Source organism: Allomuricauda sp. R78024, from assembly GCF_044596045.1.
Lineage (GTDB): Bacteria > Bacteroidota > Bacteroidia > Flavobacteriales > Flavobacteriaceae > Flagellimonas.
Map to the genome: position 1 here is coordinate 1,638,615 of NZ_CP138995.1, position 23,824 is coordinate 1,662,438.

At 37.8% G+C, this 23,824-nt stretch carries 11 protein-coding genes and 1 pseudogene; all 12 read right to left on the minus strand.

The window, feature by feature from the left end:
* Positions 1-9 precede the first annotated feature (9 nt).
* The 12 genes and pseudogenes from SJY44_RS07325 to SJY44_RS07380 all read right to left on the minus strand — a co-directional run bounded on the left by SJY44_RS07325 (position 10) and on the right by SJY44_RS07380 (position 23,778).
* Positions 10-723, minus strand: a complete 714-nt coding sequence (locus tag SJY44_RS07325; protein WP_396591858.1) for a hypothetical protein — start codon at positions 721-723, stop codon at positions 10-12.
* Positions 723-8,534, minus strand: a complete 7,812-nt coding sequence (locus tag SJY44_RS07330) for an immunoglobulin domain-containing protein (RefSeq protein WP_396591859.1) — start codon at positions 8,532-8,534, stop codon at positions 723-725. Before SJY44_RS07330 ends, SJY44_RS07325 begins: the two co-directional genes overlap by 1 nt.
* Before the next feature lie 48 nt (positions 8,535-8,582).
* Positions 8,583-14,915, minus strand: a complete 6,333-nt coding sequence (locus SJY44_RS07335) for a hypothetical protein (RefSeq protein ID WP_396591860.1) — start codon at positions 14,913-14,915, stop codon at positions 8,583-8,585.
* Between the two features lie 11 nt (positions 14,916-14,926).
* Entirely contained in the window at positions 14,927-15,523 is a 597-nt protein-coding gene (locus tag SJY44_RS07340) for a hypothetical protein (protein ID WP_396591861.1), read from the minus strand.
* Positions 15,524-15,580: 57 nt separating this feature from the next.
* Positions 15,581-16,630, minus strand: a complete 1,050-nt coding sequence (locus tag SJY44_RS07345) for a hypothetical protein (RefSeq protein ID WP_396591862.1) — start codon at positions 16,628-16,630, stop codon at positions 15,581-15,583.
* 59 nt (positions 16,631-16,689) lie between these two features.
* Positions 16,690-16,995: pseudogene (locus SJY44_RS07350) on the minus strand (OmpH family outer membrane protein); the annotation flags it as partial.
* A 289-nt stretch (positions 16,996-17,284) separates the two neighbouring features.
* Positions 17,285-17,770, minus strand: a complete 486-nt coding sequence (locus SJY44_RS07355) for a hypothetical protein (RefSeq protein WP_396591863.1) — start codon at positions 17,768-17,770, stop codon at positions 17,285-17,287.
* Complete coding sequence (locus SJY44_RS07360; RefSeq protein ID WP_396591864.1) at positions 17,770-18,726, minus strand: hypothetical protein; 957 nt, start codon at positions 18,724-18,726, stop codon at positions 17,770-17,772. The genes SJY44_RS07355 and SJY44_RS07360 overlap by 1 nt, the downstream gene beginning before the upstream one ends.
* Entirely contained in the window at positions 18,710-19,237 is a 528-nt protein-coding gene (locus SJY44_RS07365) for a hypothetical protein (protein ID WP_396591865.1), read from the minus strand. The genes SJY44_RS07360 and SJY44_RS07365 overlap by 17 nt, the downstream gene beginning before the upstream one ends.
* A complete protein-coding gene (locus SJY44_RS07370; protein WP_396591866.1) occupies positions 19,230-20,429 on the minus strand; it encodes a hypothetical protein in 1,200 nt (399 codons plus the stop codon). Before SJY44_RS07370 ends, SJY44_RS07365 begins: the two co-directional genes overlap by 8 nt.
* Positions 20,429-22,360, minus strand: a complete 1,932-nt coding sequence (locus SJY44_RS07375) for a type II secretion system protein GspD (RefSeq protein ID WP_396591867.1) — start codon at positions 22,358-22,360, stop codon at positions 20,429-20,431. The genes SJY44_RS07370 and SJY44_RS07375 overlap by 1 nt, the downstream gene beginning before the upstream one ends.
* The gene (locus SJY44_RS07380; RefSeq protein ID WP_396591868.1) at positions 22,360-23,778 is read right to left on the minus strand and encodes a GspE/PulE family protein; all 1,419 of its coding nucleotides are present in this window, start codon (positions 23,776-23,778) and stop codon (positions 22,360-22,362) included. The genes SJY44_RS07375 and SJY44_RS07380 overlap by 1 nt, the downstream gene beginning before the upstream one ends.
* Between the last annotated feature and the right edge of the window lie 46 nt (positions 23,779-23,824).

A 23,824-nucleotide genomic window follows, 5' to 3' on the forward strand; every position in this document is an offset into this window, starting at 1 on the left:
ATATTGTGTTTATTTGACCAATTGATAATCGTTATAATCTTTTTGTAACTGTACATTGTTGTTTGGGAGTACAGTAACAAAATCACTTAGTTTCAGTTTATCCACCTTTGCATCAAAATCATGTGACAAAGCAATAACCATTCTCCCATAGTCTTGTTTAGTGGTTTTATTCTCTTTGTTATAGAATGGGATTAGATTAGCGAAATACAATACTTGCTTTACAACACTATAGTTACGCTTATTGATATGTAATTCAATTTTTGAATAGGGTAATTGGAAAAAATTACGGTTTGCAGAGACCATTTCACAAATCCATTTTTCTCCCAGGTCTATCAATTGCGAACTTTTATAATATTCTAAAAAACTATTCATATTAAAGTTTGCACTGAGTTTTGAAAGAGTGGCATCTTTTGAATAGGTGATTTTTTTATTGCTTTGATCCATCACAATTTGCCCATTTTGAAAGACAAATACAGATGTGCCTAAAATCACATTTTTGGTATAGTTACCGTTTCTTTCCATAAAGGCATCATATGACTCCGTAACTTTATTTCCATTTAATCCCCGTAACAGGGTAAAATTCATTTGGACTCTATATTGGGGAGTATTCTTATAAAAATCTGTTACTTTATTCAATACCTCCTCTACACTTTGTGCTTTACCGTTGGTAGAAACACAGAGAAAGAAAAAAAGTAAAACTGGGTATACGCTTCTTTTTTTCATTATTCTGAGCCGTTATTTAGTTTGGAATTGCCCGACCTGGTTTCTTGTATAGTATACACACCACGTTCCGTTTCTTTCTTTACTCTTACTAACCCTCCTTCTGAGTCATATTCATAAAAGGTGGCATAATTATTTTCATCCAGTTCCGCTTGTAATCGTTGTGTAACAGGATCGTAAACAAATGATTTCAAGTTACTGTCAAATGGATGCATTCGGACATCATCAAAGTAGGCGTTGAGGCCTGAACCATCATTTTTAAGGTAAATCTTCATATTGGCAGCATTAGTGGGAATGGTGAAATCTCCTGATATACGCTGCCATCCATCAATAATGGCACCTTTTGGCTGAAACAGGACGTTTGAATTGGGGAGGATAATAGCTTGCCCGTTTTCGTCTAAATATTCTAGCGTTATGCTTGTATTTAAATAATCCATTGCCATATGTTGTGGTTCTTCCACATAGTCAAATAATTGCACGTTTGCCTCAATACCTGAATCAGTATCACTATCTGTAGTATGTCCTGTGAAGTTGGTTTTATAAGGAGAATCAGTTGCGCCGGATAGATTGAAATTGGATGTTATTCGAAACGAATTCCCAACAATAGCAACATCGGTATATTCAATTTGAAGGTTAACATAGTTTAGAATGGGATAATGGTAATCTTCGAAAATAACTACATTGAACCCACCAGGTAAGGGGCTGTTAAATTGATATGCCACCAACGGGGTACGGTAAACAAAGCGATATAGATTATCAGGTGACAAAGCAAAGGAATAACCCACGGCAACTTCTTGTAAACCAATTAATTCAGTTTCAAATTGAAAGTCATAGACCGTTACATTGGTTCCCGTAAAATTTCTAATAAATGGCAAAAGAGGATTTACGTTAGGAGCTTGAGGGTCCTTGTACAGTTCATAAACAGGAGGTATATCTTCTTGTGCAAAGATTTTAGATGTTAGGTGATCTAATAACGCTATGAAGGACTCCTTTTCGGTAAATTCTAAGGTATTGGCTGGAACGGGCGTAGCAGCATGCTCGCGAACCCAACCACTTATTACGTATCGATCTCCTGGTTGCGGTATAAATTTAATACAGCTTACCAACTCTGGATTTGTCACATCTTCTATGGCTACAGTTACTGCAAGTACTTCTAGGGCATCACAAAGTCCTTCGCTAATTCTAGCATAATATGTTTCTCCATCAATAAGGGTGTACGTATTGGGATATGCGGTACCAGCTTGCGGAAAATCATACCATAGTATGGTTGGTTCCAATTCAAAGAAAGTAGTTATATCAGCGATTGTGGTACCGGACGCTACTTGAATATCGCGTTCGTATAACTTATTCTCTTCTGCGGTATCTATTACAGATACTCTAACCGGATACCGTTCTTCACTTGAATCTGCTCCATTGCCCTGGCTTGCATAATATGTTTGGCCATCAACCAAGCTATCTGTACTGTTGTAGGCCAGCCCCCCAGTTTCTGCATCATACCATGTCAAGGTATACGATGGGTCCGTGGTCTCCATGACCAAATTCCCAACGGTTGGATTGGTGGAACTGCAAAATTCTTGATTACCGTCCCCCACAAGAGTTGGAATGCCCACAAATACTTGGACAGAAAGTCGGCATGGGTTACCATCCTGAGCGGCATAATAGATTACATCATTGGTTAGAGGGGTGGAAGTTGGCAATACATCTATGCTGGCATATGATGAATGCCATGTAATATTGATGCCCTCAACAACCAAATCGGCCAGGGTGGGCGAATTATTGCCATCAAAAGATTGATAGGTATCTCCAAAGGGAGCACCAAAATCAAGTAGGATTTCTACAGGGACCCGAGCTTCACCATTACCTTCGTCTGCCCAGACAAAAGTTTCATTTATACTGCCCAATTCTACAGATTCAAAATATCTGGTGCCGTCAATTGGAGCGCTGTGCCACGTTACACTATTACCACTTGGAGATGTTAAATCGCCAATTGTGGGCTGATTGTCATCATCACTGTTACAAAATACTTGGGGTTCAATTAGAGCGCATGGGTTTGAAGATGTACTTTGTGGTTTTTCATAAACTCTGATACCATCGATTAACATGTACACTGGATATGCGTTATTTTGATTCGTTGCATTGGAACCGACTTTAAACTCCATAAATTGAGTCGTTGATGAATTGGTGTCAAATTCCAAACGTTCCCTTTTCCAGGTGGTTGCCACGGAAGTACTGGGAGCCATGGCTGCGGTGGATTTTGTGGTCCCAGCAAAGGTTATCTCCCAAAAACCCTGTGCCTCATTGGAAATGGCATCATTGACCACATTGGTAACATTGGCCACGTAAAGCTCAACAACATATGTAGTGCTTGCATTTAACCCAAAAATATCGGCGCCAAATGCCTCAGCCGTGTTTTGAAAGCGAAGTCCTCCAGCACAGATGTCCCCATTTTGTGAGGCGGTAAAAGATGACTGAAGGTACGGATCTGTGGTATTGGAATACGGAGTGGAAAAAGTATCCGGCGTTCCCAAGGTTGTGGTCCACCCGCTTGCGCCCATGGATTCGTTTCTGCTATTGGCTATGATTACATTGGCGGCACCTTCAAAATTGCCGTAAAGCGCATTTGGTTCCTGGGGAGTGTCATAAACCACTTCTGTACAGACATCAAGAATGGCAAGGAACACCCTGATTTCCAATCTACAAGTTGTTGCATTTTCCGCGGCAAAATAGGAGACCCCATCTTGCAGTGCTGTGGTATTGGCCAATGCCGTTGTGCTTGTTGCAGAGGCATACCATTGTACTTGACTTGCCGTACTAGAGGGGTTTAACGAAACCACAATATCTGCCAGCGTAGGATTTGTTGGGGCATCAAACTCTTGTATGGGATTTCCAATGGGGATAAGATTGTCAATATTGACCTCAACCCCAGCACGACCTATCGTATTTCCCGTATAATCCCTCCAATATGTATTGTCATTTTGCAAGGTTTCATTTTGATCTAATGGTGTGCCGCCTGTTTGCGTAGGATACCAAATTGCCGTGACACCTGCCGGGGTTGGTATTGATAAATCTGCGACTGTTGGTACGCCGCCGGTAGCACAAAACTGTTGCTGAACTATGGTATTGGAACCAGGTTCGACATTCAATGTAATATCATTTCTGGTCAGTGTAAGTCCAGTGACCACGGAGTTGGTAGCCTCAAAATAATAGACCCCGGCATCTGTGGCTGAAGCATTGGGGATTACATAATCTTTACTGGTTGCCCCTGCAATGGCCACCCCATCTTTAAACCATTGGTAGCTGTTGTTGGTGCTGGTAAGCACAGTGCTGGTCAAGGTAATGTTACTGAATTCCTGTACGGTTAAGATTTCTTCTGCATCTACTTTTGCTTGGGGGGAGAAGGTATATTGAGAAAAACCTGTTACATAATCGGAGTGTTGGGATTCAAAATCAGAAAATATAAAGTTATTGATAGGAATCAAGAGTGTGCTTAGGGGAGTTGCAGTTGTGGTAAAATCAGGAATTGTTCCAGATAGTTGATTATTGTTCACCCGCAGATCAACAAGATTGGGAAGATTCAGTAATTCAATTGGAATGCTTCCCGTTAATTGGTTGTTTGACAATGCCAAGCCTGTAAGATTGGTCATGTTTGCGAGTTCTGGGGGAATATTACCGGTGAATAGGTTGTCATTTAAAAATAAAGATGATAGGTTAGTAAGGTTTCCCATTTCCATGGGAATGCTTCCCGAAAAATTATTATCACCTAGACTTACATAATTTAAGCTGGTCAGTTGTCCAAAAGCAGCAGGGATGCTCCCGGTAAATTGATTTAAGCTAAGGCTAAGGCTCTGTAAATTGGTCATTGACACTATTTCTAGAGGAAAACTGCCAGAGAGTTGATTGCTGTTCAATGCTATATTTCTTATGTTCACAAGATTGCCAATACTTGGAGGAAGGCTACCGGTAAGTTGATTGCTAAATAACCATAAACGAGTAAGGTCCGTTAAATCACCGATAGATGCTGGAATAGGTCCTGAGAGATTGTTGTTCCCTATATTTAATACTGTTACATTCCCATTTACCACGGTCACCCCAAACCAATCACAAACGGGTATATTGGTATCCCAGGGTTGGTTATTGGCCAGGGTATTGGTCCAATTGGCCCCGTTGGTACTGTTATAAAGATCAAGCAGAGCTTGCTTTTCAGTGGCGGAAACTCCGCAAGAGTCAGTACCTAAGTTTAAGGTAATATCATTGCGTGTTAGTGTAAGCCCGGTTACCACGGAGTTGGTGGCCGTAAAGTGGTAGACCCCAGCATCTGTGGCCGTGGCATTGGAGATTATATAATCTTTGTTGGTGGCTCCGGCAATGGCCACTCCATCTTTATACCATTGGTAGCTGTTGTTGGCGCTGGTAAGCGCGGTGCTGGTCAAGGTAATGCTTCCAGATTCCTCCACATATAAGGTTTCTTCCTGATCTACCTTGGCTTGAGGGGAGAACAAGTATCCAAATAGGCTTGCTGCATAGCTAGAATGTTCTGATTCAAAATCGGAAAAAATAAATGCATTATTATCGAGTATTAAAAAATTTAATGAGAGCCCTAATAAATCTGGAATTGTACCTGAAAGTTGATTGTTTTGTAAGTTTAATAAAGCAAGGTTGGTCAATTGATTAATTTCTATGGGAATACTTCCTGAAATCTGGTTATTAAATAACGTTATTTCAACCAAATTGCTTAATTGGCCAAGTTCAGCTGGTATTGATCCTGTAAGTTGGTTATCAAATAACCTAAGTTCAGTTAAATTACTTAATTGGCCGAGTTCAGCCGGTATTGACCCTGTTAACTGATTACTATAAAAATCAAGAATAGTCAAATTACTTAATTGACCAAGTTCAGCCGGTATTGATCCAGAGAGTTGATTATCCCTTAAGAGAAGCTCGACCAAACTAATTAACTGGCTAAGCTGAGTTGGTATAGATCCTGTAAGTTGATTTCCAGTTAAATTTAGCAAGCTCAAATTACTCAACTGACCAAATTCAGGAGGTATTATTCCTGTTAGCTGATTTTCAAATAGGTTAAGTTCAGCCAAACTATTTAATAGGCCAAGCTCAATAGGTATATTTCCAGATAAATTATTATCAGCTAATACTAGAGTTGTTAAATTTGACAAATTTCCTATAGTACTTGGGATTTCTCCCGTTATTGCATTATTAGGTAATGATAAATCGGTTAGATTTATTAAATTGCCAATAGATGCTTGAATTGAACCCGACATATTATTGGTGTGCAGTTGAATTTTTATTACATTTCCGTTACTAACCGTAACCCCATGCCAATCACAAGGTTCATCGTTTACAATGTCCCAAGTATTAAACCAATTGGCCCCATTGGTGCTGTTGTAGAGATCCAACAGTGCCTGTTTTTCGGCTGCGGAGACCCCACAAGTGGTCGTGGTTACGCTTAGGGTAATATCGTTACGGGTAAGGGTAAGGCCCGTGACCACGGAGTTGGTGGCCTCAAAGTAATACACGCCCGCATCTGTTGCGGTAGCATTGGAGATGACATAGTCCTTACTGGTAGCTCCGGCGATGACCACACCGTCTTTATACCATTGGTAGCTGTTATTGGCGCTGGTAAGGGCAGTACTGGTCAAAGTGATGGTACCATTTTCATCCACGGTAAGCGTTTCTTCCAGATCTACTTTGGCTTGGGGGGAGAAATTATAATAATTTAAATTTGCCTCGTAATTGGAATGCTCTGTCTCAAAATTCGAAAAAACGAAATTGTTATTAAAAAAATTGAAAGCCGCTAGATTCGGTATATTGGAAATTGCAGCTGGAATATCCCCAAAAAAATTATTTCCCGAAAGTTGCAATGACTGTGCATTAAGTAAATTACCGAAAGTATTCGGGACGGTTCCAGTAAGATTGTTTGTATTGACCTGTAAGGTGATAAGATTTGATAAGTTCCCTAAGGATGTAGGAATGGTCCCTGTCAACTGATTGTTGCTTAACAAAAGTGAAATTAAATTACTTAGATTACCAATTTCATCAGGTAAATTACCTGTTAATTGATTATTCAATAAATTAATATGAATAAGGTTTGAAAGGTTTCCAATCGATGTGGGTATTGAACCAGAAATGTTGTTGTTTCCAAGGTCCAAAGTAATTAAACTTACCATATCACCTATATTGTTAGGAATCGAAGTTAAATTATTCCCTACAGCAAGAAAATCCCTTAGATTCAATAAATTTCCGACACTTGATGGAATGGCTCCGGATAATGAATTGCCGCTAAGTCTAAGGTTGGTCAAATTTACTAAACTACCAATCTCATCTGGTATGACCCCACTTAAATTACATGTGAATAAATTCAAATCCAAAAGCCCAATTAAATTTCCAATTTCAGTTGGAATAGCTCCATTTAAGCTTCCATTGTTGGAAAGATCTATTCTTGATAAATTAACCAATTGGCCAATTTGATTTGGAATACTCCCCACAAGATTATTATTTGACAATTTCAATTCTGAAACTTCCCCATTCACCACCGTCACTCCATACCAATCACAAGGTTCGTCGTTTACAATGTCCCAAGTATTGGTCCAATTGGCCCCATTGGTGCTGTTGTAGAGATCCAACAGTGCCTGTTTTTCAGCGGCGGAGACCCCACAAGTGGGCGCGGTTACGCTTAGGGTAATGTCGTTTCGGATAAGGGTCAACCCGGTGACCACAGAGTTGGTGGCCTCAAAATAATAGACCCCAGCATCCGTGGCCGTGGCATTAGAGATGACATAATCTTTGCTGGTAGCACCAGCAATGGCCACTCCATCTTTATACCATTGGTAACTGTTGTTGGTGCTGGTAAGCGCCGTACTGGTCAAAGTAATGCTGCCATTTTCCACCACGGAAAGTGTTTCTTCTATATCTACCTTGGCTTGGGGGGAGAAAGCATAGGTAGTAAAATTTGATACATATGTTGCATGCTCAGATTCAACATGGGAGAAAACAAAGTCATTCCCCTGTATTTCTAGTCTAATCAAAGAGTTATTTGTAAAGTCTGGAACATTTCCGGTTAACGAGTTATCTCCTAATAATAACAGTGTTAAGCCATTTAACTGGGAAAGCCCTATAGGAATGGCCCCAGATAATTGATTATTAAATAGTGATAATAAAAAAAGATTGGATAGCTGGGTCAACTCAACAGGAATTGAACCTGTAAGTTGGTTGTTAGACAAATCCAATTGCAGCAAACTAGTCAATTGTCCAAGTGAAGATGGTATTGTTCCAGAAAGTTGATTGCTAAACAAAAATAGCCTTTCCAAGTTGATGAGTAGTGATAAACTTGACGGTATTGTTCCCGTAAAGTTGTTATCCCATAATGCTAGTAAATCTAAATTGGTTAGCTGACTAAGTTCTGTGGGTAAACTCCCAGATAATTGATTACGGCTCAGCGTCAATTTTTCCAAATTGGTTAGCTGACCAATTGAGGTTGGGATTGCCCCAGATAATTGATTTTCATCAAAATTTATGTTGATTAGTCCGCTTAGGTCATCTATGTTTTGTGGAAGACTGCCAGATAACAGGTTAGAACTTAAATCAAGTTCCGTAACTACATCATTGACCACAGTCACCCCATGCCAGTTAGTGACTAAAGCACTAGTATTCCAATTAGTATTATTGGTCCAATTAGCACCATTGGTGGCATTGTATAGATCAATCAAGGCTTGGCGTTCTGCTGTGGAGACATCTTGTGCTTGAACCACATGGCCCAAGAAAAAGAGTATAAAGCTTGCCAGTAGATAGTTTAGTTTTCCCATTGGGTCAGTTTTTTAGTGAGCTGTTGCGGTATATTTTTAATACGATTATTATTTTTCATTTTGTGGGATATAATCCTTGTAATCCACAAACTCTCCTTCGGTAGAAAGGTTGGCGCATTTATGCGAGTCCACTTTTACATCTACGGTAATTTGGTCATATTCACCTCCAAAAATTTGAACACCTTCGGAGTTTGTCAGTGTTAACACAGCACTTAGGTAATGGCTGGAATGGCCCTTTCTTCTTTTGTTTCTACCTCCAATATCATAGTCTACCAAGGCCCTGCCTGTTTCATCAAGAACTATGGTTCCGTCGTAAGTGTATTCGTTGGAATCTATATCTATAATAGGTTGCTTGTTTACCAATACAACCCAGCCTTGCCTGCGGTTTCTTGCTTGATACCAGGTTTTCATTCGTACGTTATAGTACACCACATCATTGGGCTTACCATGAATGGTAAGATTGGATTGTGTACCCTGGCAATATTCCAATTCTGATGTTCCATAGTCAAACCCTGTATGATCATTATGGGTGATTCTAGCGTCAGTGATTAAGGGAATATCACCAATATCGCACTGATCACCTACACCATCTCCATTGTAATCCAATTGCAAGGGATTATAGGTGTAAGGGCAATTATCGATATCGTCCGTTAGACCATCACTATCACTGTCACCAACTGTAATCACTTCCCCTAACAGTTGCCGTTCTAGGAAGGCATTGTCACCTTCACGAACCAAGAGACTGTTACGGCCCGTATGCGCACGAATGTCTGTAATTTGTGCTCCATCCGGTCCATCTAGGTTAACAGCTTCTTGATAATTAAAATGCCCATAAAGGGAGTTGAAAAAATCATAATCTTCAAAATTGTCAGCACCCATATCCTGATATCTACTATTGGATGCCACTGCGGTGGGTAGGGTATAATTATATCCGTATTGGGCTGAAAAATAACGATTTAGGGCATCTTTGTTTTCCAATTCGGCTCCATAGGGACTGTATTGGGTAACCTCACTGGCAAAGGTCCACTTGTTAGAACTATCTTGGGGGTCTATAGCTTTTTCCCAAACGTTGGATAGTTTATTATAGTATGGGGTAAACTCTTTAAAATAACCCTCTTTTCGTGTATTTACCTTATTGGATGTTCCTTCGGTAATGTTAATGCGCTCTGTTAAATAGGCATAGGAGTATTTTGCACGCCATTCCGACTTTATGTTATGCAGAAAAGGATTAAATCCATAGTTTTCAATAGGAGTACCAGCCAAATCTGTAGATGATTCTACGCTTTTAGGTAAAAGGGAGAGGTTGCCTTCGCATTGACAAGGCCATAAGTCATCATATTCGACCGCACTGGCGTTAATGATTTTTAAATTGTCGACAGCTGCCCCAACCGCGGATTGTTCAAAAGAGCCTGAATCTAATGTTGACAAATAATCACCAGAATTATTTGTAATCGGGTTTTTCATTAGGGTAACTGATGCCATGTTGGCCAATTGCTGGTTTCGGTACCCGGAACGTATGATTTTAAAATCAAGAGTATTGAGCAAATCCAGTCCTTTACCAATCATTTTACCGTCCCTGTCCATCAATTTTATTCCTGATGCAGTGACTTCTGCCACCCATAATCTTTGTGAGGACTCATTTTCATCGGTAATCAATAATTCGTCACCTTCATAAAAATATTCTTGCACATCTTCTTGCATATTGTACAAGTCCCCAGCTTTGTTTAGGACGCCCCAAATACCAAAGTTTTTAGAAGCTTGTCCCATACCTTCATATGCCCAATAGGCTGGAAAATTGAAATTAAAGTACTCATCATCAAATTCGTTAATAGTTCTTGTTAGAATCACTTGACCAGTTTCAGCATCCCATGCTTCATTGATTGTTGATACCCTTGACCCTAGATCAGTTGCTATTTTTTCCTTTAATTGTGCGGTGGTATGTATCACTTTTGTTGTGATGGTAGAGTGGGCCACATTTTCAATTTTGGAACGTGATGGCACAGCAGTTGGAACAATAACAGGGAAAATCCCTATGTACAAAACGACAACATTAGCTTTAACTCCTGTGGTTTTTGATTCAGAATAACTTTCCCTAAAGTCAGTGACCACATCATAATCAACCCCAATATGTTTATCTATCTGAATACTACCATCTTTGGAAACGGTTGGTAATCTGTTGTCCAATACACTTTGATTTTCAGATTGAGTACTGTATTTATACTCAACTGATGAGATGGGATCTTCGGCATTTTCAGCATATACTTTTTGAGCACGAACTTTACCATTCATATCATTGGTGTGTACTACAAAGCCTTGAGAAAGAGCATATTCGTTTTTTACTTCCACTGGAGCACCTAGGATTCCTTTGACCACGTTAAGCAAAAACTGGTTTTGGTTACTTGTGAAATTGTTTGGACTATCGATATCCGTAAAATCAACCTTTGTAGGGAAATCTTTTGATGTATAATGTTCAGTAATTACTCTACCTGTAGCATGTGCGGAAATATTATCGCGTTCCAAATTTTTAACTGTAACCCGACTATAGGTCACGGCGGATGAAGGGAAAAATTGCTCCCCAAATGGTTTTTCCACATAGCTTACCTCTTTAGGAGCTACCAATCTCTCACCAATGTTGTAAAAAGGTTCTACAAAAGGGTTTTCCTTGCTCATATTGGGTTCGTATGTTGCCACACCACTTGAACTGCCATCTTCTAAAAGGTATTCATAAGTTTGCCCGTATTCTTTATCATACCTTCTTTCGGAAGGCGGTATTTGGTCTTCATCAACACCTACCATTTTGTGCCATTGATCTTTCATGACCAATTTTTTAATGCGAGATCCACCACCCAATTTGTAACTTTTGGAAGTAGATAACCTAATCCATGATTTATTTGGAACAAAGCGTTGGGCGCTTAAATTGGTATTCTTGCGCAATTTCTTATTGGGCCCTGTAAAAATATCCTGTATAGCACCAAAACTATTGACAATGTTTTTGGCGATATCCTTTATGTTCTGTGTTTGCGCATCAGGCTGAAGCCCGTACACCCAACCATTTAAATATTTTCTTCCAAAATACCAACCGGCTTTGGAAATTGGGTTAACTTGTTTTCCGCCACCAAAGGCGCCACCTTCAATATCAGAAGTCTGCATGGGTATGGCAGCATAGATGGGACCGGAGCTTCCAGGTTGGAAAATAGTTGGTTGAAGTCCAGGGTCAATCTCAAAATAACCCGTTACGTAATCATAATTTGGACTGGTTTCCGATTGTGCCCCTTCTTTGTTCATGTTCAACAAAAACCTAAAGTATATAGGTTTGTCTATACCTACTTTAAGATATTTTCGAATAAAATCGTCGCTGCTGATAAGTGGTGCATTGGAATCTTCATCAGGCAGCTCAACATATAAATATCTGGCTTCATCATAGCCATTTGCTTTGTACAAAAATTGACGAGCAGCATTTTCCGGATCATTAGGACTGGTTTCGCCATCACCACCTACTCCAACAACTTTGAACATTTGCATGGTCTCCCTGTCCTGCACGTATTGGTAATCATCACTCTCATAGGTTAACTCAATTCGACCTCCTGATGGTAAATCTATGGAGCTTAACGACCATGCTGAGGCATAACTGTCCTGTAAAGCCTTATCATTTTGTTGAACAAAAGGAAATTCAGGGGCTGTAATTTCATCTTGTGTATTGCAACCCCCACTGATGTTTGGTTTATAATTCCCCCAGATGTCATAGGATTTGAGGTTGTAATCTGGGTTGAAGTTATCGTAGTTGAACACATAGGGTGTAAATTTTCCCATTTGAGAACCTCTATATGTAAAATGTACTTTTTTAAGGGTAAGCTTTCCAGAATTGTCGATTTGGCTGTTTTCATCTATAAAAGGCAATTCGTTTTCATCCAATGTACCTCCTAAATTGTTGGGGAGGTTTTTGCACATGGAATAATTGTATGTAAAATGAGCTGTTTTAATGGGTGTAATAGATAGGTCATTACTTGGGTCTGAGTCCAAAATATTTGCAGCAATTGCCTCTGGTTTGGAATACAATCGTATCCTATCTATTTTATAAGTATAGTCCTCTACACTGGCAGAATTGTTTTTTTCTTTAGCTCCCCTTGCATCTTTGCGCTGAGAAAGGTCAAATAATGCAACATGGGTCTTTGTGATGATTCTGTCTAGATATTTGATTTCTTTTTCACCATAGATATAACTCCCCTTTTGGTCGTTTGGATGGGTGTTGAAGCCAGCATCATAAGATGCCCATCCATTTGCATATGGTACTCTCCACTTGTAGTCATCCGATTTTGTCTTGTATTCAAATAAGGTATAGGCACCTAAATCATCATCGGTAGGCCCATCTCCTTCCAAATCCTCATAATCAGAAGAAAGGACCGATGATAGTAAATAGGTATGTGCGAAGGGATTGGTAGCGGTATTGCTATAAAAATGATCAATACCACTTTCGTTCTGAGAAGTGTCCTCACCTGTCTGATACTGCACCATTCCTGTTGCACAATTGTAGATGGAACTGTTGGTGTTAAATGTTATTTCCTGCTTTTGTTTGTTGTAGGCAGTTTCACCAAAAACATAAGAAGAACCGTCGCTTTTCAAAACTCTTATTTCTGCTGTGTGGTGAGGGCTTTTTTTGGCTTCATCATTAATTAAATTACCATAATATCCTCCCTCTCCGTAAAGGGATTTAACCTCCTTGACACTTAACTTTTGAATAGATTGATTTCGAACTTCGCGTTTTTGACGTTTATACTTGCCAGAAATTGGATTGATTGCGTCATCATTGCTTGTTGGATAGAAGGGAACACCCTCATTATCGTATCTTTTTACCCTAAACTTATTGTCAGCAAATTGGTTAAAGCCGGTTCCCCCAATTTCCAAAGCAATGGGGTCATAGTCTCCCAAGGCATTGAATAGCTCCTCATCTTGATTAACTCTTGGTTCTCCAATGTATTTGAAGTAAACAGATTCATAATCTAAAGCATCAGATGCCTCGCGTACGTCCTCTCTTTTTTGTTTGAAATTTTTTAATGCTCTGGTATCCCAGGAACCGGTCCAACTTCTAGATGGAGCTGCGGTAAAGTTTGCACCCATATGGAATGATGTTGTGGCCTCCACTTCAACACCAAATTGAAAACTATCACTCTCATCTTCCACAAATTCATCATGCAATTCTCCAACTTGGCTCCGATATGGACGAAACATACCGGCAATGCCCTGCCCATTCACCGAATAGAGGTCATAGGTATAATTTGTTGTGGGCAAGGCCAAAGTGGTTTTACTTATTAATCCATCTTTCTCCCTATTGTAGTCGAGCACATCATCAGATGTGGCATGGCCTGTAAATTCATACCCGTACGCTTTTTCATATTTTATGGGGTCTTTAAGTTGTTGAACTGCCCCCATTGCCGACAATTCAACCTCTCCATCTAGACCCCAAACTGAAGTACCCACGGATACTGACACAGTAGCCGAAATATCTTTAAACGCCGTCCGTTTTCTAGGAGTTAGAGTAGTGTTTTGAAAAGATACCGATCCAAAACTGCCTAGGCCAGAATTTACTAATCCTCCAACCGTATCATCACTTCCATTTGATTTGATTATTTTTTTTTCTCCAAGCTTAAAAGGTGACCCTAGGCTAGAGGAAAGATTAAATGAGGAAAGCCCTCTGTTCGAATTATAGGAAACACCGGCATTTAATATGCCACTCATAAGGCCTGTCTTTTCAAGAAAGCCTGCTTTGGCACTAACGGTTGGGGATATGGTAACCCCGTCCATAGCTGAGGTCTGTACATCCATTCCTACGGTTATATTATCTGACAAATCAAATGAAAGACCATATGATGGAGAAAAAGATAACCCTGTGAAGTTGTTGTATCGAAGATTAACGCCAATAGAGGTATTAATATTGTCAGGAGTTTCAAACCCAAAGACCTGTGCATCAACCCCTGTGGTAACCCCAACAGTAACATTGTCCCGAATATTATTTTCATACACAATGGTGTCGCCTTTAAAATCATCTGGGATACCCCTTACCTGTCTATTGATCTGCCCCACATTCAAGTTCCAACCAAGACCTACCCATGAGGCTTCTTGATCCATGGTTACTCCAGAATCATAGGCCAAATTCAATGGGTATCCACCAACATCCATTATGGGAATATTATAGTTGAAATTACCAGATTGTAAATTCACCATATCGGAAGTCCCAATAGGAGTAAAAGAGTTGAACTCGGGTTGGGATGGCCCGCTGGTTAAAGCCCACAGATTAGATGGTTGCGCCATTTGTACAATAAGTTGAATGGCCAAATAGCTTGCGAGAATCTTTGAAAATTTACTGGTTCTGATTTTTTGTATCATCCTGTTAAGCGTTATAACTTTAATGGTTTTTCAGTGAATTTGAATTTTAGGATACCATTGCTAAAAAGTTTGTCATGGTAAACCAATTGTATCTGGTCATTTTCGGGAATGCCTCCAAAATGCAGTAGTATTCTTTTGAACGGAGCTACCTTAAAGTTTCGCTCAAATGTTACACCCGAGCAGTTTATGGTATCCCCTAGTTGTGTAATAGCCACAAAGTCCTTCTCAAGGGAAAATGACATATACTTGACTGCAGATTCATAATCCATTTGGGTGTATTGAGTTTTTAACAAGTCATCCTTTGCGGTGTGTTTGAATTCAACTTCGATGACCCGTTCATCTTTGTGGGACTGGTAGATAGAATCTATTAGGGATGGATTTCCATTGCCTGAATTTTTAATAATATAATATTGAATAGGGACCCATGTTGCGGTATATTCAATATTTGATAGGTTATGAGATGCACTCTTGGATTTCCAACCAGCCTGTTCTAGGTTAAAGAACTTGTAGCCTATTGGCAAAGAAGTATTTGCATCCTTAGTCCTATCGCAGGAAGCCGCCGAAATAATAATAAAGAAGATAAATGGAATAAGGATAGTATCCTTCATCAAAAAATGACTTTAAATAGTTGTGTTCTTCGGTTTATTTGGTTCTAAGAATTACTTTTATCTAAGTTTCGACTCTAATTTTTCCAGTCGTTTTAGGTACAGCTGATTGACTTTTTCTTGTTGTTTTAACCTATGTTGTAAATCAATTGCATATAAAGTAAGCTCCTCTATTTTTTCAAGAAGTTTAAAATTCATTTCCTTGAGATTCAATCCATTGATTTCAATTTCTTCTGCTGAAGGAATGTTCGGCAAATGCCCATGGTCAGTTATATATTGTTCAACTTCTTCCAAAGGTTTTAATTCATAGTCCTTATCAAATACATAATCTGGAGCAATTGCACCCAGGACATCTACCTTTACTTCTTGCACATGTATCCGACCCTTAACAGTTAAACTATAGCCAGGGTCTTCATCAGTAGTGCCAATGGATAATCTATTATTGGCAAATAGCGCATCACCAATAAAATTACCTCCAACAGCCAAAGCCATATCCGCTGGAATGGTAGTAGTATTTATTCCAACCTGATTATTAGAAAAATCACCATATATTAAGGGAATGTCTGCATTGGTATTTTCAATGTAAAGCATGTTGTTTCCTTGTACGTTAAAACCTGCATTGTAGCCAATAAAAATATTTGCGTTGCCAGTATTTGTCCTTCCTGAAGAGGAGCCTACAAAGGTGTTCCGGGAGCCTACTATGCTTTCGTTTCCGGAAAAAGGACCTACAAAAACATTGTTGTTGCCTGTCTGAATGGTTCTACCTGAACCACTCCCTAGAAATACATTGCTTAAACCAGATGTGTTGTCACGTCCAGCGTTGTTTCCTACAAAAGTATTATTAATGCCATCTATGTTTCTCCTGCCAGCGCTAAATCCAAAAAAGGAGTTATTTCTGCCGGCATTATTGGAAGAACCTGAAAAAGCTCCGTAGAAACTATTTGTGCCTGAAGTTGTTAATTCACCAGATCTAAAACCATAATAGCTATTATTGACTCCTTGAGTCCCAGACCTTATTCCCGTATTGGTTGTATTTTCTTGTGAGGTACATAAAAAAAAAGAAAAAAAGCTAGCAAAAGCAACATATGCTGAGATTAATGTTTTATTCATGGTTGGCCTATGGAATTTATGTGTTTCTAGAATTTTGGTTTTACTTCTTTTATACTATTTCAACTTCCCTCATATCTGTTGTTAGAATAGTTCAATATTTCATTTGTAATGTCAATCACATCTTTGGCATACATCACGTTGCCACTCCCTTGGGTACCCATTATAATATCATAACCATTAACCTCCCCATATTCTTTTATATATACATTAAGTCTCTTCCAGACTTTATTGCTAATATCATTTGATAAAAGCTTGGTCATCTCTTTCAATCTTTTATCTTCTTTTCTAAGCTGATTTTCAAGTTTATCCAATAGTTCAGGTTTTTTGTTCTGCTGGTACATATTGAATAGACCGTACAGACTGTCTAGCTTTTTTTTTGCTTTTTTATCTCAATGACGTTTAGGTCATTCAGATCTTTACTCATATTAAAATCGTTGAATAGCTTAATATTATTTATATAGACAACTTTCGATTGATTTTCACTATAAGATGTAAGCAAGAAAACTGCTAGTATTAGGAGTAAGGAAAAATTAATGTATGTGAATATGCTAAGATTTTTTTGCTTCATTTTTTGTATCGAGGAATTTGATAATGATGTTAAATATATTAAAAAAAACCTTACAAATTATGTAGTAAAAATATTGTTAATAAATTTTATTTTTTTTTAAAACTACGTGACTCTTTACCATTAGTTACTTGTATCAGATTATTGTTGATTTTTGTAATCATTAATCCTTTGACAATGGTGTTTTGATGGACTCTATGTAGCTTTCCATCAATCCGTACAAGCCCTAAAGGACTATTACTTGTTTTGGATTTTACAAAGCCTAGATATTCTACCAGGGGCCACGGCACAGGTACAGATGCTTTTTTTCTTTTAGAGCTTTGAATTTTAGGTTTAATTACAGAAGATTGTTTTTTTGTTTTAGATAATTTACCAAGGAAAGGATCTCTTGTAGCGAAAATCAAAATTATTGTATCCTTTTTTTTTATGGGTAATACTTTTTTTTCAACTAAATTCTTTGCTGTAATAGATGGTTCCGATTTTTTAAAGTATGGAGCTATGAACTTATAAAGGATAACCCCCCAAATAAGGACAACTATAAAAAAAAGTACTGTATTTAGTTTTTTCTTTTCCACTAGTTTATAGTAAATGACCTTGGGGCACTCTCATCTCCTTTGTTTCCTGCTTCATCTTCCCCATAAACCCTCCAATAAAAAGTGCCTGCAGAAGTAAATGTTGTTGAAAATTGTTCGCTTGTTCCTGTATTGGAAAGTATTATAGTATTAAAACTTTGATCGGATGCAATTTCTATGGTTCCACTAATGACAGATTGTATGGCCCCACTATCCTCAAAATCCCAACTAAAGGAAACTTCATCATCTACGTCAAAATTCTGTTCATCATCGGGCTCCTCTATAGATGGTATTGGAGGTGCTAATCGGTCTATGAAAAAAGATCTTCTGAAAAATGAAGTACTACTGTTATCGTTTTGAGCTTTTACTTCCCAAATGTATTCAGCATCATTGGCAATTACGGCATTGTTAAGGTTTATAGAATTATCCACCACGGCTATATCTTCAAAAATTTGTGTTTCATTTGTCCCCTCTCTCTCCAAAATTCTAAAATGATACGAGTCTGCAGTACTGATTCCTTGCCAGCTAAAAGAAAATTGTTCGCTGTTTAGGTATACATTGTTTGCAGGGGACGTTAGGGTCACCAATTGATTTGTAAGATCTTCAGAAGAATTAATCGTGAAAACGGATACAAAAGTATATGGGGTGACGTAGGCAAAATTCTCTCCTCTCACCCTCCATTGGTAGGTGCCTGGATCTATTTGGTACTCAAATATGTCAGTTTCCACTAAAGAATCTAAAACAATTTTTTGTTGATTCCCTATAATTTGGAGGTGGTAATTATCAGCTCCTTCCAATATACTCCATCGAAATTGTACGGCATTCCCGGTTAAGTTTGCCTCATTTTTTGGTGCTATAGAGACAATAGTGTCATCACTAATATCTTCCTCAAAAACGTCATCACAACTAATAAAAATTAAGGAACAACTCAAAAACATTCTGCTAATCAATCTTTTCATAGTTTTGGAATATTATTTGTTCAAATAACTTTTTTTTGCGGGTTCTTAGTTCTTTTTCTACATAAAACCTCACACTTACCACCCTCGAAAATTCAAATTCCTTTTCATATTTATATGTGGTTGCTAGTAATTCGTTGAAGGTGCCAGATATTAGAAGTCTATTCGTATAAATATTGAAATATTCATTATTTGCTTTGTGGACTTCCTCTAGCTTTACTAAATCGGAATCATTTTTGATTTTTGTGAACGTATTTATGATTTCTTGTTGGACCAAATCTGCATTTGTCGCCTTCTTTCCAATAATGTTATCCAAATAATCTACCTTCTCTTTTAAAATAGCAATTCTTTCCTGGGAGTTGCTTACATCTTTTAACTTTTCCCTAGAGGATTTCAAGGATTTGTATGCATCAAGGGTTATGCTATAAGATCTCTTATAAGCTGTAATCCCAATAGCTATCAGCAGGGTAATAAGAACCAAAAATTTCTTCCTATATGATATATTTTCAAACATTTAATAGTAAGATTAACCTGATTTCAAAAGTGCTGATACTTCCATCTTTTTTAAAGTCTATGATTTCTAGGCTTTCAACCCAATCTGATTCTTTTAACTTTTTGATCCATGCTGTAAAGGATTGATTAGATGAGACAGTTCCATTTATTTGAATCAAATTATTGTTAAAATGGATACGCTCTTTTTGTTTTATCTTCACTTTTGAAGGAAACACCATCATTTCAATTAGACTGATTTCTGGAGGAATATCTTTGGCGATTTCGGAAATATAGGATGCCAAGAATCTACTATCATTTAATCCCGATTCTCTTAGAATGGCCTCTTTGTTTTTTTGATCAAGCTCTAGTAAAATCAACTTGTTATAAGCGATGTTTTCTTCTCCGAGCTTTACCTGTAGCTCCATGTACTCAGCTTGGTAATACCTTAGCATAAGATAACTGCTCAATAAGGTGGTTAGCAATAACATTAAGCCAATAGCGCCTATCACATTAAAGGCTTTTTTAAACTTAAATTCCTGTCTTTTTGATTTTAGAAATTCTTTATCAGCTTTTATAGTCTCATTTGGGTAGAGGTAAAACAAGAGACTGGAGAATGGAATTATATGTATAACCCCAACCTTTTCTTCTCCTAAAAAGTATTGTTCTGTTTTCTTTTCTTTAGTTTGACGTTTTGCGAACCCTGTTATTGTATCCTTGTCGAATTTTAGCTCAAAACTTGGAGTTAAGATGCTCAGATTTGAGGGGAGTAATGGTTTGAGAGCTATGGTGATGAAAGGACCAACGCTCACATCCACAATGGAAATACCTTGGTTTTCTAAGTATTCAATTTCATCGAATAATGTTGTTTTTCGAATTATAGAGACATAAATATGGTTGGACTGGGGTATTTCAAACCAATAAAAATCTTCGGTATTGGCATTAAACAGTATAGTGGATTGATAATTTGGAGTGTTTTCTACTTTTTTGGTTATTATTCCTTGACCTGAAAAAGATAAGATCGTTGGATTGTTCTTTGGAATCTGTTGGAGAAGAGTATTCAAATCCCTTGCGATAAAAGAATTTATAAGCGAAAGGTTGTTTTTCTTTCTCACCACTTCCACGGCACGATATGTTTTATCGCTATCCCCAAAATGAACTTCAATACATAGGAATTTATCTGATTGAATTAGAGTATTTAGAATTTTTTCTCTCATCAATAAATCACTGTAGGTTTTATAAAGACATGCAATTTTGACTTTTCTTTAGCCTTTCGTCTACTACTGAAAAACCACTTAATAATCGGGATCCTAGACAAAAATGGAGTTCCCGTTCCAGAGTTTTCTTTTTCTAACTCGTCAAGGCCACCCAATAGAATCATCTCATTGTTCCTAACTCGGATTAAAGATTCAAATTTTTGGGTGGATTTTCCTGGAGGTGCATTTTCTCCAGCCCTTCCTAAAAAAGCGCTTTTCTCAACTACAATATCTAAAGTAATGTGTTCGTCTTTGGAGACATATGGCAAGATATCCACACTGAGATTTGCTTCTGTGGGTTTCCATTGACCTGATTGGAGAATATTGTCGTTGACCCCTGAATTTATCAACCTGTTGGTAGATTCAAAGTAATAGCTGGTTTCTCCAATAGATACATTGGCTTTATGTCCACTTAATGTTGCTATTTTTGGTGTTGATTTTAAATTGATTATAGAATTACTTTCCAACAGTCTAAGATTAGCATAAAAGTTTTCCGCTACTTTACCTATGTTAATAATCCCAAGACCATTGAATGCATCAATCAACTTGTTTATAGATTTGGAGTTTACGGTTGCATCTACAGTAGGAAATAAGACCCCTTCTGTTTTAATACCTTGTCCTTTATCACCTAAGATTCCTTGAATACCGGTTTGTACATCATAACTTTTTTGGTATTGTACGATCAGTACTTCTATCTGAATCAATGGAACAACTTTGTCCAGTTTTTTAATGACTTGTCTTAGTTCTTCCAAAATGGGTTTGGATCCCGATACTAAAATCCCGTTCAACTCAACAAATTCCTGCATCTCAACATCTTGGGAAAAGGATTTTGGGAGCGTGTTAAGCACGCTTTCTATAGTGCGATTTTCTAATTGGATAAGTTCAGTGGCCCTTAATCCTTCCGTGGTTTGTAGACCAATTAAGTATAGATCTTCTGTTTTTTTGGAAGTATAGCGTTTGCCCTTGAAAATATGATTCAGGAGACTATCAAAATCAATACTGTCTGCATAAAGAGTAGCGACGACATCATCGGGTTTGTTGTAGAAAAAATAGCTTATGTTCAGTAAATCTGAAGCTTGTTCAATAATTGATGTGACATCCGCTTCATATGCTTTAACAGAAAGGTACCCATTGTCATTCAAAGAAACCTTTAGTTCTCCTGTTGCAAAATTCTTATTCGTTGCAATACGTGAGGAAATTCTTTTTGTTCCTGAGTTCCGGCTTCCCAATCCTTGTTGATCTGTAATTTCAAAATCCTTGGAAAGAAAGTAAAAACCATTTTCGTCTACAGTGGATACCAGTTGATTTGATTTAGCAATCATTTCAACAACTTGGTCAAAGGGTCTATTTATTATGTAAGCAGATACCTTCATTTCTTTGACCTCTGGGGCAAGGACAATATTTTTGTTGGAAAGCTCGGTGATACGCTCAGCAACTAAGGGAAGAGAATCATTTTTTAGTTTTACCGAGAGAAATTGATTCTGGGAATTAAAAGTGATATCTATTGGTTTTCTCGATTTTTCCTTGGGTTTTTCTGCTAGAACCGCCTGTTTTTTGAAGATTATGATGCCATTCATATATTCTACTACAAGATTGTGTTTGTTTACCAAGAATAAAAAAACATCCTTTACACTCACATCAAAGAAATTGCTAACTACCAGTTCGTTTAGATTGGTATCTACGCTCACATTTATTCTATGCTCTTCAGCCAAAGAAGTAATGATTTCAAATAAGGTAAGACCAGAAACGTCTAATTCGGTCAGTTCATTTAGACCTAATCTTTCCTCAGCTATTTTTTCAAGTAATTCCTCAGTAGTTTGCGCAGTATTTTGGGAAAACAATGAGCTTAGAAACAAGAAAAAGCAAATAAAAACTGATTTTTTTATCATCATTATTGTGCTTCTATTATAATGGAATAAACCTCCTCTATGGAGGTGATGCCTTTCTGTACCAATTCAATTGCTTTATCTGGGAGTCTTGAATAATTCTCTTTAGAAACATACTCTTCCAGATTCGAGCTATTTTTCTTTATTTCCTGGGCAAAATTCAATCCAATTGGAATTATCTCATAAATTGCCGTTCTGCCTTTGTAACCTGTATAATGACAATTTTCACAACCTTCTCCTTTCCAGTGCTTCGGGATATCTTTGAACATATCATTTTGGTAAATAGCTTCTGCGGTTCTATATTCCTTTTTGCAGTTGGGACATAATTTTCGAACAAGTCTTTGAGCCACTGAAATTTTAAGAGTTTCAGCAATAAGAAAAGCTGGCACTCCCATGTCTATAAGTCTGGAAATAGTACCCAAGGCAGAATTTGTGTGTATAGTTGAAAGAACGAGATGTCCAGTAAGACTTGCTCTGATTGCCATTTCAGCAGTTGAACCATCTCTAATTTCTCCAAGCATTATAATGTCTGGATCTTGCCTTAGAAAGGTTTTTAAGGCACTGGTAAAGGTAAGTCCGATATCTTCTTTAAGCTGTACTTGGTTAATACCCTTCAGCGTATATTCAATAGGGTCTTCTACTGTTACGATATTTGTTTTAACAAGGTTGAGTAATTTTAAACTTGCATAAAGAGTTGTTGTTTTTCCAGAACCCGTGGGACCACTAATTAGAATAATCCCCTTAGAGGATTTGAGGGCTTCTAGATAATGGTTTTTTTCGATGGGAGCCATCCCAAGTCTTTCTATGCTTAAGTGGTCAGTGTCTCTTCCTAATATCCGCATTACAATTTTTTCTCCATATAGTGTGGGCAGGATGGAAACTCGAATATCAAAATTCTCATAGTTGATTCTACCGTCCTGTGGAAGGCGTTTTTCGGTGATGTCGAGGTTGGATTTTATTTTGATTTTATTGATTAGCTCCAAATAATTCTCTTTTCCTATTTTGTATTTTTCAATTAACTTTCCATCAATCCTGTACCTGACACGCGAATCGTCTTTATACACTTCAAAGTGAATATCGCTGCTTCCTATAGCTTTTGCCTCATAAATAACCTCCTCAAGAAAATCACTGGATGCAACTTCAAAATTTTGGTGACCGTTTGCTCCTTGAATTCTGTGCTCTCCCTTTCTGTAGTATAATACCAAGGCTTTTTTTACAAATTCTGATGATATAGGGTGAAGGATAATCTCTTTTCCTAAAATAAGCCCTAGTTCATTTGCCAAATCATCGAAAGCCATATGCTCATCTACAAAAAAAACGATTGTATTGTCTTTTACATCTTTAGGGATAATTCCATAATTATGTGCTAAATCGGCATTTATAACCTGAAGATGTTCAACTGATAACTCAATATTGGGAATCATGTCTAGTTTTATAGTCCTTGGCGGGAGGTTAGTATTTGATTTGGGT